Genomic DNA, 17,604 nt, shown 5'->3' with positions numbered 1-17,604 from the left:
TCGAAGGTGTGGGTACGGCGGAGCCGCACGGAACACTGTAGAGCGGGGCCCCCGAAAAGTATCATCCGTCGCGCAAGCGCTGTGGATGACAAGCCCGACTTGTCCTCCGCAGCCTCGGCGAAGGAGGAAGGGTGGCAACTTTTTGGGGTACATAGGAGATAGTATGATTTCTCAAAAAATTTCGGAGTGTTTGTCGGACCGGACCGGCAGCTACCTGATCCCGCTGCTCTGGTATACAGGAGAGAGTGCGGAACAGGTCAGAAAGGAGATGGATGCGATCCGCCGCGCGGGCATTTCGGAGTTCATCTTTGAAAACCGCGGCGGCGACTGGTTCTGCACGGAACCGTGGATGCGGCTTTTTGAAGAAGTCCTGCAATATGCCGCCGCCTGCCGGATGCGCGTCTGGCTGCTCGACGATTCGCATGTGAATACCGGCAGCGCGAACGACTCCCTGAAACGCCCGGAAAATGCGCCGTTCCGCCAGCAATGCCTGCGGATTGAGCTGATGGATGTCGTCGGGCCGCTTTCCGCCGGAGCCGCTTTCCTGCCGGAACATACCGCCGCCGAAACCATCCTCGCAATAGCGGCATATCGCCGCGACGGACGGAGCGGCGAGTGCACCGGCGACCCGGTCGACCTGAGCGGCAGCATCAAAGACGGCCTCTGCATGCTTGACCTGCCGGAGGGCATCTGGCGCATCTATTTCGTGATGACCGCCGATCCCGCCCGGCAGGGGATGTTCGCCAACTATATCACAATGGTTTCGGCAAACTCCTGCCGGCATCTGATCGACGAGGTGCATGAAAAGATCCATGACCGTTTTTCCGCTTATTTCGGCACGGTCTTTGCCGGATTTTTCTCCGACGAACCGGCGTTCGGCAACTGCGACGGCCAATACGGAGACGATTATGCCGAACACCGGATGGGCCAGCTCCGGCGGCTTTATCCGTGGAGCGCCGACATGGCGCGGCTCCTCGCGGCCAGGTGCCGGATGACCGAAGACGAGCTGATGCTCCGGCTGCCCGCATTGTGGGATGCGGTATCCCCCGGCGACACCGCCCTGAGGCTCGCCTATATGGACCTGATCACCGGCCTCTGGCGCGAAAATTACAGCTGCCGGCTGGGCGACTGGTGCGAACGTCACGGCGTCGAATATATCGGGCATGTCCTTGAAGACGAAGGCGCGCATATGCGCACCGGCTGGGGATGCGGGCACTTTTTCCGGGCGATGGCCGGGCAGCACATGGCAGGCATCGACACCGTGCTCGGCCAGACGATTCCGGGGATCACCTCGATGCCCCACGCGCTGAATCAGGGGACTCAACTCAAGAATACGCTTTTCTATCAGTACACCATGCCGAAGCTGGCGGTTTCGCTCGCCCGGCACAATCCGAGGATGCGCGGCCGTTCGGTCTGCGAGATTTTCGGCGCCTACGGCTGGAATGCCGGGTTGTCGTTCATGCGCGCGATCCTGAATTTTTACCTCGCTTCCGGGGTGAATCACTATATTCCGCACGCCTATTCGATGTGTCTGCCGGAAGTGTTCCGGGGGGATGCGGACGAACACAGGAACGGTGGTGGTTTCACGCCGCCGGGCTATTGCATGAGCTACCTCGCCCCGGCGTTTTACGCCGGCGGTTTCAATCCGCAATACGGGATTTTCTGCAAGCTGATGCGTTATGCCCAGCGGGTCTGCCATCTGCTCGCCGGCGGCGAACACCTGGCCGATGTCGCAATCTATTACAATGCGGAGGGCGACTGGGTCAATCAGGGGGCGGTGACATCCCTGGACGAGGTTTGCGCGGCGCTGACGCGGGGCGGATTCGATTACGATATCCTCCCGGCCGACACGCTGCTGCGCGACGCCGAAGCGGAAAACTCCCGGCTGCGGGTCGGCCCGGCAAGTTACAGTGCGCTGATCGTTCCCGGTTCGACGGTCCTGCCGGAAAAATTGCTGGAGCGGTTTGAGGTTCTGGCGGCGCAGGGCGTTCCCCTGCTGTTCGCCGGAATGATGCCGGAACGCACCGAAGAACCGGATTCTCCCGCAATGGCTTCTTTACCCGGCAATCTGTATGCCGTTCCGGTTCCGGCGCTGGCGGAACGGCTCGGCGGCATCTGTCCCGGACGGCTGCGGATCTCCCCCGCGATGCCGGAACTGCGTTACTTCGGCATGCGCGGCGAAGACGGCGCAATTTGTTATTTCTTCTGCAACGAAGGCCGGACGGACGCCCGGTTTCAGGTGGCCGCGACGGAGAACGCCGTTCTCTACGACCCGTGGAAGAACCGGCTTTTCCGGTTGGCCGCGGAACCGGAGGGCATCCGGCTCGCGGTGCGCCCGCAGGAACTGCTCGTCGTCATTTTCAACCGGGACGAACCCGGACTGCCGCTTTTCCGGTCCGGGGAAAAAGCGATGCGCGAACTGCCGTTGCGTTACCGCATCTCCCTGCGCGAGGCCGGAGACGCCGGGGCGTTCCGGGTCATCCGGGAAAACTCAGCGGCGGTCAACCTCACCGTCGAGGAAAACCTGACCCGCTTCTGCGGAGAAATCCGTTATGAAGCCGAATTCGACTGGGACGGCGTTTCCGCGGAAACACTGGTGATTCCCGAATGCGGCGATTGTGCGGAGCTCTGGCTGAACGGCAGTTATTGCGGCGCCGAAATCGGGCCGCAGTGCCGTTTTGAGATCGGCGGGAAGCTGAAACCGGGCCGCAATACGCTGCTGATCCGGACAGCGGACAATCCGGCCTATGCCGACCGCCCGGCGGACGGCTCCGGCGTGCCGTGCGGCCGGGCTTTGCCGCTGAGCAAACACGGGTTCGTCGGAAACGTTTTCATTCTATAACAAGGTTATCAGCAAAAGGAGCCTATCATGTACGATGTTTTCAGCCTGCCGGATTTCAGTTTCCCGAAAGGATTTCTGTGGGGCAGCGCCTCCGCCGGCCATCAGGTCGAGGGCGACAATATCCACAGCGACGCCTGGTATCAGGAACAGAAGGATAAAAGGGAAGAACCCTCCGGGAAAGCCTGCGACAACTGGCGGCTTTTCCGGGAAGACGCGCAACTGGTCGCTTCGCTGGGGCATCATGCCTATCGCTACTCCGTCGAATGGAGCCGGGTGGAACCGGAGGAAGGCCGCTTCGACCGGTCGGCGCTCGATCATTACAAGGAGATGAGCGAACTGTTCAAGCAGCTCGGCATCAAAACGTTCGTTACGCTGAACCACTTCACCGTGCCGCAATGGTTCGCGGCGAAGGGCGGCTTCTGGAAGCGGGAGAATCTTCCGTATTTTCTACGCTATGCGGAAGAGGTCGTGAAAACCTTGGCCGGATTGGCCGACTTCTATCTGGTCATCAATGAATCCACCCATACCAGGATCGACACGCAGCTGGGCTTCAACCATCTGGTCGCCCATGCCAAAACCTACCGCCTGATCAAATCGCTTTGCGATGTGCCGGTCAGTTCGGCGCATATGGCGACACAGACTTTTCCGTACCGCTATTATGACGAGCTGGACCGGATCATGGCGGCGTACCGGGATTTTCAGTACAACGGCTGCTTCCTGCACGCGATCGCCACCGGAGAACTGGTTTCGCCGTTCGGCGAAGCGGAGGAGTGCCCGGAACTCAAAGGGGCGGCGGACTATTGGGCGGTCAACCTTTATACGCGGGAACTCATCGATTCCCGCCGGAAGGATCTGTCCGCTTCCCGTTTTCCGCACAAGAAGCTGCGGATGATCGACAAGGATTTTTATCTGGAGGAGATGTATCCCGAAGGCATGACCGCCATGCTGGAACGTTTCCGCGACAAGCCGATTTACATTACGGAGAACGGCTGCAGCTGCAATGACGACCGCTTCCGCATCGTCTACCTGGCGCTTTACCTTTCTGCGGTGCATGATGCGCTCAAGCGGGGCATGGATGTACGCGGCTATCTCTACTGGTCGCTGATGGACAACTACGAATGGAGTTCCTTCCTGCCCCGCTTCGGTCTCGTGAATGTGGACTTCAAGACCTTTGAACGGACTCCGAAGCCGAGTGCCGCATTTTACCGCGAAATCATTGAAAACAACGGCTTTTCGCAGGAGATACTGAGAAAATACCTTCATGAGCTCCCGACATTGGAGACAATTCAGTAATAATCATACGTTACATTGGTGACATACAGTTTTGAAGCTGGCCTTCAAACGGGAACTTGAGGCGCAATGGAGCGTGTTTGAAGGCGCACGGTCCAAAGCGCAAGCAATATCACGAACTTCACGGCGGCGGCGAGGCGTTCGAACTGACCGGCGGGGAGTCGGTATCATTCGATCAAACGCGCTTCCCTGATACCCGGGTATCAGGGAAGCGGTTGAACCGAGAAATCGGTTACGGGAATTTCCCGGCCCGCACCGCTTTTTCACAACGGTCAAAAATTGTCAGACCCCCCTGTAAAAATCACAGCGTTTCCCACGCTTCTCCATTACATACAATTTCGGCTTCCAATTTTTCCTTTACCTCACCTGGATCGGGCGATATGTCTGGATGGTTTCTGAGCGGCCAATTCAAACGCTTCATCCAAACTCGTTATTATCTGAATCTGGAGCTATCTTCAGTATCACGACCATTTTTGTATATCGTGATGTTTATCCAACTTGATTGCAAAATGGTATTCGGTGAAAAACAAGAGAACAAGGCGGCGATCAACCCGATGGCGGGAACTTGGGGCGTAATCTACTGAACACAAATGAAAAAAGCCAATCCTTTTCGATTGGCTGAAACTGAAAAATGGTAGCGGGGAATGGAATCGAACCATTGGCCTTCAGGTTATGAGCCTGAACAATCCCGCAACAGATCCATCAAAGCGAGCTCAAACAGCATCCCTTGTGATTTATTGTAAATATAGAGGATTCGCCATAACATTTCAAGGTTATTTTGCACAAATTTTGCACAAGAATTACTTCTTGCAGGAGGTGGCATTACTCTGAAATATTATTCAAGACCCATGATAACTTTAGCTTGTAAATAAGGCAAGTTAAGGTATTGTGAATTATATGAATAACAAGTATATAATTCGTTTGCATTTTTTTGAAGGCAAATTCCGTCTCAAAGAACACCGTTGCGCTTTCACTGGAGAAACCGTCGAAGCAGATACCGGCGGAACATATCGTCAGGCAGAAACTGCGTTTGGAGAATGATCTTCTGGCATTTATGAAAGTGACTTATCCGAAGATTACCATTTTCACAAAGCTTTCTGAAGACGCCGGACTCGTCATGAATCCGTGGGCAAATGTGATTACTCCAGAGTGGAAACAGACCGACCGGGAGATTTTCTCCGAACCGGAACTTGCACTCATCAAGCGGGCCATTTTCCGGGATGACGAACTTTCGGAGTTCTGCCGTCCGCTGTTTCTGGTTGCCGCCGTGACCGGTCTGACCGAAGGCGACATCTGTACTTTCAAATGGGATGAAATTTCATGGGCAACCCGGATGATCTTCCGCAAGCGCCGCAAAACCGGCGTCGATATGGCAATTCCGATTCTGTCGGCTTTGGAGAATTATCTGAAAACTCTTCCGCGACGAGGAGGATATGTATTTCCGGTACATGCCGAAATGTATCTGCACGATGCTTCGCTGGTTTCGTACCGAATCAAGCGTTTTCTGGAAGGACTTGGAATCAAAACGACGAAAAAGCCGGAAGGCCGCCGGGCGATCAGCATCAAGGATCTGCATTCATCACTGCTTTATAATCTATTGGCATATCATACAGGATTGCTTGTGATGATGGCAGGTCAACTGATTTCAATAATCGTGCCGCAGCCATAATATCCTCCGCCCGCCACAAGCTGGGGAAGATTCGCAGCAAGTTCATCCATCTGGTTGCGATGAGCGTGGACGTGTCCCGCCAGCACTGCTTTCAGCAAAGGTTCGCTTTTCAGCCGCCGGACAAATTTCAGTGTCACGGCATCCGTCGGAGCATATCTGCAACCGGCACCCGGAAGATTCTCCGGGATGGCGCACAAGCTGAAATCCCTGACGTTTTCCTCGTCCCGAAGCATCGCAAGCACTCCGGGCGTATAGATCGGAATGTGAATCAGCAGAATCATCGGCAGCCCCCTGGCGGCTTCCGCATTAAAGAAGTCGAATGATTCCTTCGGGAAAAATCCCGAGCTGTTGTCAATGGCGATAAAGTTGACTCCGCCGATGATTCTGGAAGCAAAATCGAGTCTGTCGGCAAAAATTTTCGGAACTTCCCGGCGTGCTTCCTCCTGCTCCTCCGGGCTCTCCGGATGCTGGCCGGAATAATTGGTGTATTCGTGATTTCCCGCACACAGGAAACAGTCCACTCCGGCCAGCTCCAGAAGCCGTTCCGCCGCCTCAAGATTGGCGGGAGAATAGAAGTCGATCAGATCCCCGGTGTGGAGCAGCAGGAGACCGTTCCGTTTCGCGTAAAGGAGCGCATCCAGAAAATAAGTGACGTTGCGCCCTACATTGGCGTAAACGTATTCTCCCCAGCGCCGAAGCGCCACATCGTATTTTGCTTGGCAGTCACGCCCGTCGGAAAAGAGCAGATGGGTATCCGAAATATGGAGACAGCGCAATCTTTCCTTCAAGCCGACCTGAAGTGTAACGGTGGAATACTGCGGCGAGGCGGCAATTGAAATATATGACATCATTTTCCCCTTTCAGCGTTCAGAAATAAAATGCCGGTCGGCTCCGTCCGGCGTGAGCAATGCGTAACCGGTCGAAGGGACGGCGATTTCCCGTATTCCCGGTGAAAGCGTTTCTTCCCGGAGGGGGGATCCGAATATGTCGAAAATCTTCACTGCCACACTGGATTGCACCCGCAGAAAAACACCGTCCCACCAGCTTGCATTGACGACGACCACGCACCCGAGGCCGCGCGGCGGCTCGATCACCTGTCCGTCTGCATAAACAGCGATCAGCATTTCATCGCCGAGCGTGCTTGACACCACAGGATAGCAATGCTCCGGATGCGAAGCGCTTAAACGGCCTTTCTGCAGAAGTTCACGGTATTCCTGCGTAAAGTTCAGATAACCGGCCAGCGCCCGCCGGACTTCCTCCGGCGCGTCGGCGAGCCGGACGGAAATCTGCGGCACGGAGAAAAGCGTATTCAGGAGCTGGCGCAGAATGACCGGAACTTTTTCCGCGGGATGCCACGTCATCATATCGGCGTGAACCGCCGCCGGGGCGGCAGTCAACCGCAGATCGACGGTACGCATGCGGTTCTGAAATTCATCGCCGGGGCAATCCTGCGCCCGGAGGATGTTGCAATACTGCCGGATGGACGGCCCGCTGTAAAACTGCCGGAACTCGATCAGCACGTCCTTCCGGAGGCTGCACAATTCCGAATGGATCTCATCAAGCAACCGGTCAAGCGCCTTTTCCAGAGAACGGAAATCCCGTCCGGCGGCATCTTCCCCCATCGGATCTTTCCTGCCCAGCAGGTGGACCTGATCGATGAAATCCAGTTTCAGGCCCGCCAGCCCGTAATCCGACACCAGCCTCCGGCAGACTCCGACAAGGTGCCGCCGGACTTCCGGGAAACGCGGATCGAGAATGGCAAACGAATCGTTTTCGAGCAGGTACTTCCCCCGGAATTTCTCGTAAACGGCGGCGCATTTTTTCCCGACGAACGGAAGCCCTACCCAGAGAAGACATCCGACGCCATACTCTCCGCAGCGTTCTGAAAAGGCCGCAAGATCGGGAAATTTTGTCTGATCCGGCAGCCATTCCCCCGTGGAGGACATGTCATCGCCGCCGCCGTTTCCGGCGCACTGCCAGCCGTCGTCGATGATGATGTTTTTCAATCCGGCGGCAGCCGCTTCCGGCAGTTCCTTCTCCAATTCGGCCTGAGACACATCCTTCTGGAACTGATACCAGGTGGAATAGACCGGAAGAAAAGCCGTTTCCGGAATCGGAGCCGGGGCATACTGCCGGGCCTGCCACTCCGCCAGATCGGCAAGGACACGATCGTAAGCCAGTTCCCGGCGGTCGAATTTCAATTCAAACGAAAATCCTGACGCCGGATCGGAAGCGGTCGTGTTGAAAAAGAGTTCGCATTCGATATATTCTCCCGACACGCCGCAGGTCGCCAGCACCGCCCGGCAGCATTCGGAACATGCGAACGCCAGACGGTTTTGTCCGGCTTCGTTCGCAAAGACGTAAAGCAGCTGATTGTGGGTGACGGCATACGGAAATTTCCCGCCGTTCCACCAGCCGGGGAAAAAATGGTGGCAGTCGGTCATGTTTCTGCGGGGCATCCACTTGATCTGCATGTCCCGCCATGGGATCCGGAACTCCAGACGGCAGGCGGGAAGCCTGCCGGGCTGAACGTTGCGGAACTGGAATCCGGCAATGCAGACGTCCTCCGTCTCACGGCGGCATGTGTAATCGCACGTCCAACCGTCCGCCAGGCCGGTGAGCCGGAAATCAAACCACGGTGTCTGAAAGTCCATAAGATCATTTCTCCAATGTGACGGCCAAAATGAGCGGAACACCTTCACCCGCGGAAAACGCTTCGATGGATTCCAGACGAGCAGCCCCCTGCTGATCAACGCCCTGCGCCGTCATGCCTCTGGCCCGGACATTGTTCTCCCAGGCGAATACATATCCGCCCACCCCTTCGCCCCACTGTCCCGGAGCCGCGGCTTTAAACAGTCCGCTTGCCGGCGCCGCCGGAAGATATTCCAGAGAATCGCTTCCCGGCTTGGCTTTCCACTCGCCGATCTGTGCGCGATTGAAAACCTCAATATCCCGCGTCTGCCCGTCCGTGAAATGCAGACGGTAAGTCAGCACCCGACCGTTCCGGCTGTAACAGCTTCCGTGCAGGAAGAAGATGCGGCGGAACGAACCGTCTCCGGGAACCGGAATCCGGACCGATTGCGGCTTCTGCGGTCTCTCATGCCCGCGAAGCATGACAAGCCCTTTGGCATTGAAGGTGAAAGGAACTCCGCAGATTTGAACCGGCTTTCCAGCCGCCGGGAATTTCCAGCGATCCTGCCGCGCATCCGGCAGAGAGTCGTTCAGCGGCTGGTTGACCACTTTCGTCAGGTCGACCTGCACGCACCTGCCGACTTTGAACTGCCGTGCCGGTATCTGAACGGCGGGCTTTCCGGCCGGAGCCGGTGCGGAAGACAGCGCAATTGTCGGCTGAATCGTTCCACTGAAAGGAGACGGTTCCGGCAGTTCCGGCAGTTCGACGCGGACGACCGCCGCGCCTTTAGGAATCGGAATGGAATAGTCGCATCCCCATGCGCCGGCGGTAAACTTCGCCGGAGTCTGATTGACCGAAACGGCATCCGGTTTCGCCTGTGAAACGATCACCAGCGTGTCATCGGTTTCCGCTCCGAGCTCAATTCGTGCCGTGCGCGTTCCCCGGTCGTAGGAGCCCTGATAGAGCCGCATTCTGCCGAAATCCCCGATCCAGACCGGATCATTCTGCGCGATGATGTGCGGGAGTGAGTTCACCCGCAGCGGCCAATCCCAGAAGTGACTGCCGCCGTGATATTTTTTCCATGCTTCGGCAGGAACGGAAGACGGGCCTTCATCGGCGAGATAATCCACGGCGAAGGTACGGTACAATTCGCGCACTTCCGCTTTCGGAGCGTGCAGAAACGCCATGAGCTTCAAAGAATTGTGCGCATTGCAGATGCGGGCGCCGTAAGCGGGCGACACCAGATAATCCGGCAGGAAGAAGCCGGGCACGCGCCGCTTCTGCTCGTTCAGGATCGCCAGCGTGCTTTCCGGCAGGAAACGCGTCAGCATGCCGAAGAACGGGTGGTCATAGCTGACGCATCCGGCCAGCTGCCAGGGCGCATTCCACGCATTGGGATTTTCCGGTTCCCAGTCCAGCGTGAAAATTCCCCGGTTGTCCACTCCGAAATGCCAGCCGCCGTCGCCGTCCGGCACCTCTTTCCCGCCGGTATTGTGCAGATGCCGCGCGACAACCGGAATATTGGGATTGAGAAGCGCGGTTGTCGAAGCGGTCTGCTTGGCGGCAAGATAGAGCGCATTGTCCTCCAGTTCCTCATCTTTCATCGCCTGCGCCAGACGGTACATGATGGAGTAACACCGGAACCCGTCCCCGTACATATCGCTGGAGAGGATGATGCCTGTATTCGTACAGTTCATGCCGGGAGCGCGCCAGGTCTGGCAGAACGGAACGGCGGAGTAATACTCCCGCAGCCGGTTCCAGTGCCGTTCCACCAGGTCCCACCGGCCGAACCACTTGCCCTGCGCCAGCGGAAACTGCAGCAGCTGCATGTTGAATGCCGTCATGTCTCCTTTCATGGGGGAACCGTGACGGAAACCGCGCCAGCCGGCGAGCCATGCGCTTTTCCCGGTCGCCGGTTCGACATGAAATGTCGGAATCAGCCAGCTGGCGTCGGCGCGGGCCCGGCCGTAAAAGGCTTCACCTTCTGCAATGCGGTCGAGCTGTCCCGGAGTCTGAAAGACATTCAGCGTTTTCCGGCTGCGTTCATCCATCAGCAGCCAGCCGTGCATCAGGCCGAGCGCCTGGTCGGAGAGATGGTTTTCCCGCCACTCGTCGGAGATGGAGCGTTCGCTGATGACGCGGTTGTACTCGGCGATCAGCTCCTCCTCGCCGTCGGGCCGCAGCGGGATGCGATCCAGCAGATCGGGAGCTTCCAGCCGGTAACTCAGCAGTTTCCCCTTTCGGAAACGGAAAGGGCCGAATTTGGTCATCAGCGGGCTTTTCTCCAGCGGGTCACATCCGGCAATCGAACTCTTTCCCGATAAAGCCTGGCAAAAAAGCGGGGGGAAAGGGACATATTCACTTGCCTGCGGAGCCAGTTTCACGGCGGAAATCACACGGTTCCAGACCGTGATCCGCCCTTTCCGGTCATTTTCGTAAAACTCCTCCATTTCAAGCGGAAAATAAGTCAGCAGAGGAACAACTGCGGCGATCTGTCCCTTCACCTCTCCCGGAACGGTTGACCAGCTGCCCCATGCGGGGTCCTGCGGAGCCGCGCCGTACAGAGTTGCCGCGGCGAACTTGCCGACGCCGCCTTTCCGCCCGATGCGCAGACTTCCATCTGTGACGCGCAGTGAGTGCGGCCGTTTTTCAAATACCAGCAGAACCGGCATCTTGGCTGCCGGATTCTCCCAGCAGAGGACGAGCCAGTTCGCGCTGAGCCGGGACGGATCAAAGTGTTCCGCAGGAAAAATTCCGATCTTTCCGTCACACTCCGCGATGATCCCGGCCGGAGCGCAAGGATATTGAAGCGTGTTGTCGGAGACGGCGACGGTTTCGGAGGGAAAATCATAAAGGACTCCGGGCGCCGGCGCGCTCCAGTATGCGGTAACATCATGTTTCCGGCTGCCGTCAAGAGCCTTGAACTGAAACTTCCGGACGGAGTGAGTCCATGAACCGCTCTCCACGCTGCTTTCGGCGGGCGTCATGCCCGGAATGTCGAACGACACGTTCCAGCCGTCCGCGCTGTCCGCATAAGGACGGAAATCGTTGGCGGCGTCCGCATACAGCGATGTCCCGGTTGTATTGGTGCAAAGAAGCGTGTGCCAGCTGCCTTCAAATCCGAACACTCCGACCGCATAGGTTCCCGCACCGGGCCGGACGACAGGCGAACGCCCGTCACGGATATACACGGCACGCGCGAATTCCCCGCGCAGTTTCGTCCCCGCAAGGGAATGCAGATAACACTGATAGCCCGGCCACGGACCGGCAGATGGATGAGTTGAAGTCGTTTGCAACGGCTGGACTTCTGAAAGAGTGGCCTGCGGAGCCGGACCGGGAAGACGCTGAAAAACTGCTCGAACAACTCCGGGAGCAGGAACGGCAGCAGAAGCTGGCCGAAGAGCGCCGCCGCAACCCGATGGCGGATTGGCAGATGCGCACGCTTCGGGAGCTTCACGAAGAAGGACGGCTTGAAAAGATTCCGGAGAACATCAGCAGCCGCGAAGCCTCGGAACTCATCGACCGGATCACCTTCCACGATCCGGCCAGCTGGATGATGAAGAATGCTGTCCGGCGAAACATTGAAAGCGGGCTTCCCCCGAGCTCCGCAGGCAGAAATCTCGACGGCATGACCGTCGGAGAGTTCCGGAAACTCCAGAAAGTAATCATGGAAAAGCAACAGGAAATCGACCGCCGACGTGAACAATGGGAGCGAGAGCATCCGCGAGACCGAGGCGGGCTCGATCTGTAATAAAAGTTCAACACCAATAATCAATCAAAAGGGGCATAAAAATTATGAAAAAATGGTTTACCGTAAGTATGGGGGAAGCGCTGCTTCCGCGCTTTAAACTCACTACGGAGAACAGGAACTATCTGCTCTCCTGGGCGATGGTTACGCATATCGAAGCATCAAAGGATTTTCTGTCACTCCAATTTATCTGTGAGATTGGAATGGTACAGCTCGCCTCCGACGAGTCGATGGAAGCGTTATTCGAAAGCATGGAAACGGAGCGCGTATACTGCATCCGCGGCGAACTGCTCGCGTGTAGGATTATGCCGGTGGAATAGCTTGCAAAGAATGAAACCTGGCTTGTTGGAAGAACTGTTTACTGGCCTTAGCTTCATGCCTGATATTCTGCTTCTGGAACAAAAAACGATTTGATCGGCTTGTTAGCATTCAAGATATTTTTTCCAGGCAGTATTTCCGATTAAAGTTATAACTGTTTCAATAAAATTGAATATTTTTCAATATTGGTATTGCTTTTTTTTGTAAAATGTTGTATAATTAATTTCGCAGGTACAGAAGTACAGGAGATATTCATGAAAAAGATAGCGGCCAAAGAATTTTGCGATTTTATTCCTCCGCGGAATGTAGGGTTTCATGTCGAGTTGGCGAGTTATCTGCGCGAAAAGCTTGAATCGAATCAGTTTTCGACCGGAGATTGCTTTCCATCGTTGCGAGAAATGGCAGCATATTGGAATACGAATCCCTATTCCGTGAAACTTGCGATTAACGAACTGGTTCTTCAAGGGTATCTGACCCGTTCGCAGGGGCATGGGACATTTGTTGCCCCCAAACGTGGTGACTTTACCCGGATTGGTATTTATATCGATCATTCCATGCGGCAGAATGGCAACATTATGTACACTTACATGTTTGCTTCGCTGGTTGAACAGAAATTGACTGCCAAAGGTGCTTCCTGCATTGTGTTCAATGATTATCGGGACTTTTCCGAGCAGAAGAGTCCGCCGCAGGACTTGGCCGATGCAGTTGCCGCCGGAAGAATTCAAGCTGTTGCGGTTATCAGTTGGCGTGAGTTTTTCGGTAACTTTCCGATTCGGTACTTTTATCCCACTATCGATTATCATTTGGAACATGTTGCCGGGTTGGTGAAACAATTTGAAGCCAGGCGGGTTGCTCTGATAGCACCGGAAGACATTTATGAACATTTTCCAGAGCGCTTTCGGCGCATCGGAATCAAATTGATGCCGAAATATATACGGCAATTCCCCCTCTGCGGTGGCTTTACGCAAAATTGCGGTGCGGCGGTTTATGACTTCACAAGGGAATTATTGACTCGCTCGACGCGGCCGGATTTATTGATCGTGATGCCGGATTCCGCTGTGCAAGGTGCGATTCAAGCAGTGTTGGAACTCGGAATCCGTGTTCCGGAAGATTTGCGACTGCTTCTGCATCGTAACTTGGGCCTGGAATACTTCTGTTCTCTTCCTGTGGATTACTGGGATATCGACTTGAATCAAGTCGCAGATGATTTTGTCCATGACATCATGGGAAAATAACCGGAAAGGAATGATAAGGAATGATTTTGATGAAGAAAAGGTTCTTACTGACTGCTTTTTTCTGTTGTTGCAGTCTGATAGCCGTCAGTGCGCAATCCGCTCGTTGTTTTGATCCGGAGGGTTTCTCGGAGGCGCGTGCTGCAGAGCTGCATCGGAAGTTGCCGGTAGAGCTTGCCGCACAGAGAGAATGGATTGCCGGGTTTCAAACCCGGTTCGGCGAGGCGTTCACTCCGATTCAACGGAAACGGATTTCCCGGCGTCTGGAAATGGCAGAGCGACTTGCCGCTTATATCGAATCCGCTTTCAAATCAGCAGACAAGGATGATATTTTCTTTGCGGAACGTGCTATTTTACATCTTAAGAATCTCTGTACTTATCTATCGGATGAAGAGAAACTCGCCCGGCTGTTCTGTGAACAGAAGGAGATAGTTCTTTCCATCCGTGATTTCGGTGCCCAAGGCGATGGTGTTACCGATGATTCCGATGCTTTTCAGACAGCACTTGCAAAGATCGCCGGAATGAATGGCGTTCCGGTGAAACTATTCCTGCCCAAAGGACGTTATCTTCTCAATAAGGTTCACCGGGTTGATAATGAGGAGAGCCATCTTGCTTTCCACAATCAGAAAAATATTACTGTTGAAGGTGAAACGCCCGATACCACTTTGATTTTTGGTGTGAATGAGAAAAATGGGGTTCGCGTTTTTAAATCGGAAAATATTCAACTGCGAAATCTGGTTCTGTTGAACCGCACCGTTCCTTTCATGGAAATGGAGGTGGAATCGGTAGACCCGGAAGCACAGACGATAACCGGAAGGCATATCGTTCCCTCCCTGCCGGCAGATGCGCCGCAGGTTGCCGGGTACGGCGGCCCCAAGTTGTGCTTCAGGAGAGACGGCTCACTGGTTACGGGAGATCTTTGGCCCGTACCTGACAGTCTGGTGACGTTGCCTTCAGGAAAAATCCGAATGGCAGTTCGGCGCGGCCCGTTTCATAAAGTGCGATCGGGCATGCGTATTGCCTGTCCGGGACGTCGAGGCGGTTCGGTGGTGGTATTTTCCTGCAGCCGTTTCTGTATGTTGGACCGGATTACGATTCACAATTCCTGGGATCTGGCGCTGGTCAACCATGCTTCACACGCCAGCACCTATTCAAAAGTACGAATTGTTCCGTTGCCGGGCCTGAGCTTTACTACCAACGGCGATGGTATCCATGCCGCTAATTCCGGTTTGTACAGCGGAATCGGACCAACTGTAATCGACTGCGAATTCCGTGCAATGGGCGACGACCCGATCAACACTTATAACCGGGGCTGGTATGTCGCCGCCGTACAGGATCATCAACTGCTTACACACGGCGGAGAAGCCCTTGCCGGCGATATCACTTATGTCTATGATTCCGCCACGGGAGAAATCCGGGCCGGCCTCACCGCGACGGAAACGACAGTACGGCGGAACTGGGGTAAATACAACGTAAGCGCAACCATGGTCAAAGAACAGATTCCAAGTCGAATCAAGTCTTTTGATTCTCTGAACAGCGAACCGCCGGCGGAAGATGAGTTAAGAGAAATTTACTTCGGAAAGTCCAGGCGGGAAATGCCGGATGTCGCATTCAATCCGTTTCGGGCCGGCGCCTGGGAAGTCATTGCCGACTGCGTGTTTGCCGACAATCGTAATTGCGGTCCGGTAATTCAGTGTGATAACGCACTGGTGGAAAATGTAACAATTGCCAATATCGAGTCCTTTGCCTCAAAAATCGGTGCTTTTACGACCTGGCGTGAAGGGCCGCCGCCGATCAACGTTTTGATGCGAAACTGCAAAATCCGCAATTCCGGTGGTCTCCGGACTGAGTTTTATGTTCTGAATCCAGATAACGAAATCGCCACAGGCCGTCACGTTCGTCATGTAACTTTCGAGAACAATGAATTGGTCAATTGCCATCAGCCTGCATTTACGATTGCGAGTTCCTCCGGAATTGAGTTTATCAACAACCGGATTGTAAATCCGCAAAAAGAAGCATTTAAAATTATCAATGCCGAAAAGCTGACTTTTCAGGGAAATACCGTGAACGGGAAACCGTATACACCGCAGATCGCCGGAAAAACGGTCTGGCCGGTCCGGGCCAGTTTGCAGGGGAAACTGAGCAAGGAAGGAGCTTGGCGGCATGTCGGTGCGGGCCTTCAGAACTCCGGCGGCGACTTTGAGGCGCTTTATGCGGCTCAGTACTCTGCTTTGAAAAAAGTGAAAATTCAAACTGCTTTCCGCTTTGTGAAGCCGGAGGGCAAGGCGGGGCTGCGGCTGGTGGAACATGTGGGCATACCGGATAACGGCTATTACTTTCTACTGGATGGGGCAACAGGTTTGTTTACCGTTTCCGTCCGGAGGCGGGAGGGGACGGTATGGAAGCCGGAACAGGTTGTCTTCCGGCGCCAGCTGGAAACCGCAGCGGTGAACAGTCTGGAAGTCCTCTCTGAATTCACCTCGGTTGTCGTCAAGGTGAACGGGAAAGAAATTTGGAGAGGAGGCGCACCGCTGCCGACGCTGTTTCGTTCCGGCTTCGTGGCGTTCGATGCTCCCGTATCGGTGGAAAAACTGGAGATTGCCGGCGGTGGACATCAAGGCGGGATTCTGGCTTTTGGAGATTCAATTACGCATCACTGCAGATGGCAGGATACAGTAGGGAAATTGGCCGGGCTTGAGATCGGCAACGGCGGAATGGCGTGTGACGACACGATCAACGCCAGAAAACGTCTTGAAAGCGATGTAATTGCGCTTCGGCCTGACTTGGTGTTGCTTTTACTGGGGACCAACAATTCTTCTGCGACTCAGGCAATGACTGACCTGAAATATATCATCAGACGTCTCCGTTCGGCACGAATCAACGTAATCGTTTGCACGATTCTGCCGCGTCCGCAGCCGGAACGAGCCGTGAAGTTGAATCAACTGCTGCGGCAATATTGCAGGCAGGAGCAAATTTTACTGCATGATTGGTATGAGGTTATGAATGACGGTAACGGCAATATGAAAAAAGAATATGGAGGTGGTGTCCACCCTAACACTCGTGGTATCGAAGTTATGGCCCGGAGTTTTATTGAGGACCCGGTTGTAAAGAAATTCATTCTCCAATCAACGGAAAGGAAAGACAAATGAAACTTCATTCCAGATTCAGTGTTGCAGCTATCGGCAGGCAGGAAAACGGCAAAAAATTTACGCTAATAGAGTTGCTTGTGGTTATAGCTATCATTGCTGTTTTGGCAGGCATGTTGCTCCCGGCGCTGAACAAGGCGCGGGAAACTGCGAAGAAAACCTCCTGCTCCGGCAAGTTGAATCAGTTGATGAAAGCGCAGATTCTGTATGCCGGCGATTATGAGGGCATTTATTATGTTTGGGATGGCAGATGGATTACCAAGGTACTTAATCTGGATGTGAAAATGGTTTATTGTCCGAAAACAACTCCGCAATCCACCAATAACGACTCGAATAATTTCAATGCCTCTTTGGGTATCAATCATCCGGACCAGGCTTACCAGCCGAATAGTTCCACCTGCAACTGGTACGCAATGAAGAAAGAAACGTATGGTGATTTTTTTCTTAGAAATTCTCCCTCTTTTTTCGGCATGGTAACCGGACGTATGAAAGCCCCGACAAAAATACCGGTTTTTGCTGATACGCAGAAAAAAGGGGATGAATCCCGAGGTATCTATTGTTTTGAACCGCGTGTTGATATCGGCGGCGGCCTCGGCCTTGTCCATAATGAAACGGCAAATCTTGCTTATGCGGACGGTCATGTCGATTCCATGAATCTGCGGGAATTGACGGCTGACGATGTTTCTGTCGCTTTTATCGGCGGTACAAAAGTCGCAATTCCGTGAAG

The 17,604-nt window shown here is 54.7% G+C and carries 13 protein-coding genes; 10 read left to right on the top strand and 3 right to left on the bottom strand.

Annotated features, from left to right (window positions below):
- The first annotated feature begins 163 nt into the window (after positions 1–163).
- The 5 genes from C8D82_RS13630 (at position 164) to C8D82_RS13610 (ending at position 5,801) form a co-directional block, all read left to right on the top strand.
- Positions 164–2,842: a glycosyl hydrolase family 2 protein gene (locus C8D82_RS13630; RefSeq protein WP_116884842.1), complete on the top strand. Its 2,679-nt coding sequence runs from the start codon at positions 164–166 to the stop codon at positions 2,840–2,842.
- A gap of 27 nt (positions 2,843–2,869) precedes the next feature.
- Positions 2,870–4,135, top strand: coding sequence for a glycoside hydrolase family 1 protein (locus C8D82_RS13625; RefSeq protein WP_116884841.1), 1,266 nt, complete (start codon positions 2,870–2,872; stop codon positions 4,133–4,135).
- 77 nt (positions 4,136–4,212) lie between these two features.
- A complete protein-coding gene (locus tag C8D82_RS20750) occupies positions 4,213–4,716 on the top strand; it encodes a hypothetical protein (RefSeq protein ID WP_133245206.1) in 504 nt (167 codons plus the stop codon).
- Between the two features lie 313 nt (positions 4,717–5,029).
- The gene (locus tag C8D82_RS21265; RefSeq protein ID WP_165833078.1) at positions 5,030–5,173 is read left to right on the top strand and encodes a hypothetical protein; all 144 of its coding nucleotides are present in this window, start codon (positions 5,030–5,032) and stop codon (positions 5,171–5,173) included.
- On the top strand, positions 5,163–5,801 hold the full coding sequence (locus C8D82_RS13610) for a site-specific integrase (RefSeq protein WP_133245205.1): 639 nt from the start codon (positions 5,163–5,165) through the stop codon (positions 5,799–5,801). The genes C8D82_RS21265 and C8D82_RS13610 overlap by 11 nt, the downstream gene beginning before the upstream one ends.
- On the opposite strand, the gene C8D82_RS13605 is transcribed toward C8D82_RS13610, so the two are convergent.
- From C8D82_RS13605 to C8D82_RS22465, 3 genes are read right to left on the bottom strand one after another with little or no spacing between them, the layout of a single operon-like run.
- Positions 5,768–6,652, bottom strand: a complete 885-nt coding sequence (locus C8D82_RS13605) for a metallophosphoesterase family protein (protein ID WP_116884838.1) — start codon at positions 6,650–6,652, stop codon at positions 5,768–5,770. The genes C8D82_RS13610 and C8D82_RS13605 overlap by 34 nt on opposite strands.
- A gap of 9 nt (positions 6,653–6,661) precedes the next feature.
- Positions 6,662–8,455: a glycoside hydrolase family 36 protein gene (locus C8D82_RS13600; RefSeq protein WP_116884837.1), complete on the bottom strand. Its 1,794-nt coding sequence runs from the start codon at positions 8,453–8,455 to the stop codon at positions 6,662–6,664.
- 4 nt (positions 8,456–8,459) lie between these two features.
- Positions 8,460–11,624 carry a hypothetical protein gene (locus tag C8D82_RS22465; protein ID WP_116884836.1) on the bottom strand — a complete coding sequence of 1,055 codons (3,165 nt, stop codon included), beginning with the start codon at positions 11,622–11,624 and terminating at the stop codon, positions 8,460–8,462.
- Positions 11,625–11,704: 80 nt separating this feature from the next.
- Here C8D82_RS22465 and C8D82_RS13590 point away from each other — a divergent pair, with 80 nt between their 5' ends.
- From C8D82_RS13590 to C8D82_RS13570, 5 genes are all read left to right on the top strand, one after another.
- The gene (locus tag C8D82_RS13590) at positions 11,705–12,184 is read left to right on the top strand and encodes a hypothetical protein (protein WP_116884835.1); all 480 of its coding nucleotides are present in this window, start codon (positions 11,705–11,707) and stop codon (positions 12,182–12,184) included.
- Positions 12,185–12,228: 44 nt separating this feature from the next.
- Positions 12,229–12,501 carry a hypothetical protein gene (locus C8D82_RS13585; protein WP_116884834.1) on the top strand — a complete coding sequence of 91 codons (273 nt, stop codon included), beginning with the start codon at positions 12,229–12,231 and terminating at the stop codon, positions 12,499–12,501.
- 252 nt (positions 12,502–12,753) lie between these two features.
- Positions 12,754–13,734 carry a GntR family transcriptional regulator gene (locus C8D82_RS13580; RefSeq protein ID WP_116884833.1) on the top strand — a complete coding sequence of 327 codons (981 nt, stop codon included), beginning with the start codon at positions 12,754–12,756 and terminating at the stop codon, positions 13,732–13,734.
- Positions 13,735–13,754: 20 nt separating this feature from the next.
- On the top strand, positions 13,755–16,880 hold the full coding sequence (locus C8D82_RS13575) for a GDSL-type esterase/lipase family protein (RefSeq protein WP_116884832.1): 3,126 nt from the start codon (positions 13,755–13,757) through the stop codon (positions 16,878–16,880).
- Complete coding sequence (locus C8D82_RS13570; RefSeq protein ID WP_116884831.1) at positions 16,877–17,602, top strand: type II secretion system protein; 726 nt, start codon at positions 16,877–16,879, stop codon at positions 17,600–17,602. The genes C8D82_RS13575 and C8D82_RS13570 overlap by 4 nt, the downstream gene beginning before the upstream one ends.
- The last annotated feature ends 2 nt before the right edge of the window (positions 17,603–17,604 follow it).

The sequence above is a fragment of the Victivallis vadensis genome (assembly GCF_003096415.1).
Lineage (GTDB): Bacteria > Verrucomicrobiota > Lentisphaeria > Victivallales > Victivallaceae > Victivallis > Victivallis vadensis.
Note: the sequence above shows the minus strand (reverse complement) of the source record. Positions and strands in the feature narration are given on the sequence as shown.

Coding starts and splice junctions, on each gene's coding strand:
- C8D82_RS13630 (WP_116884842.1), top strand. CDS start 164: ATGATTTCTCAAAAAATTTCGGAGTGTTTGTCGGACCGGACCGGCAGC.
- C8D82_RS13625 (WP_116884841.1), top strand. CDS start 2,870: ATGTACGATGTTTTCAGCCTGCCGGATTTCAGTTTCCCGAAAGGATTT.
- C8D82_RS21265 (WP_165833078.1), top strand. CDS start 5,030: ATGAATAACAAGTATATAATTCGTTTGCATTTTTTTGAAGGCAAATTC.
- C8D82_RS13605 (WP_116884838.1), bottom strand. CDS start 6,652: ATGATGTCATATATTTCAATTGCCGCCTCGCCGCAGTATTCCACCGTT.
- C8D82_RS13600 (WP_116884837.1), bottom strand. CDS start 8,455: ATGGACTTTCAGACACCGTGGTTTGATTTCCGGCTCACCGGCCTGGCG.
- C8D82_RS13590 (WP_116884835.1), top strand. CDS start 11,705: ATGGATGAGTTGAAGTCGTTTGCAACGGCTGGACTTCTGAAAGAGTGG.
- C8D82_RS13585 (WP_116884834.1), top strand. CDS start 12,229: ATGAAAAAATGGTTTACCGTAAGTATGGGGGAAGCGCTGCTTCCGCGC.
- C8D82_RS13580 (WP_116884833.1), top strand. CDS start 12,754: ATGAAAAAGATAGCGGCCAAAGAATTTTGCGATTTTATTCCTCCGCGG.
- C8D82_RS13575 (WP_116884832.1), top strand. CDS start 13,755: ATGATTTTGATGAAGAAAAGGTTCTTACTGACTGCTTTTTTCTGTTGT.
- C8D82_RS13570 (WP_116884831.1), top strand. CDS start 16,877: ATGAAACTTCATTCCAGATTCAGTGTTGCAGCTATCGGCAGGCAGGAA.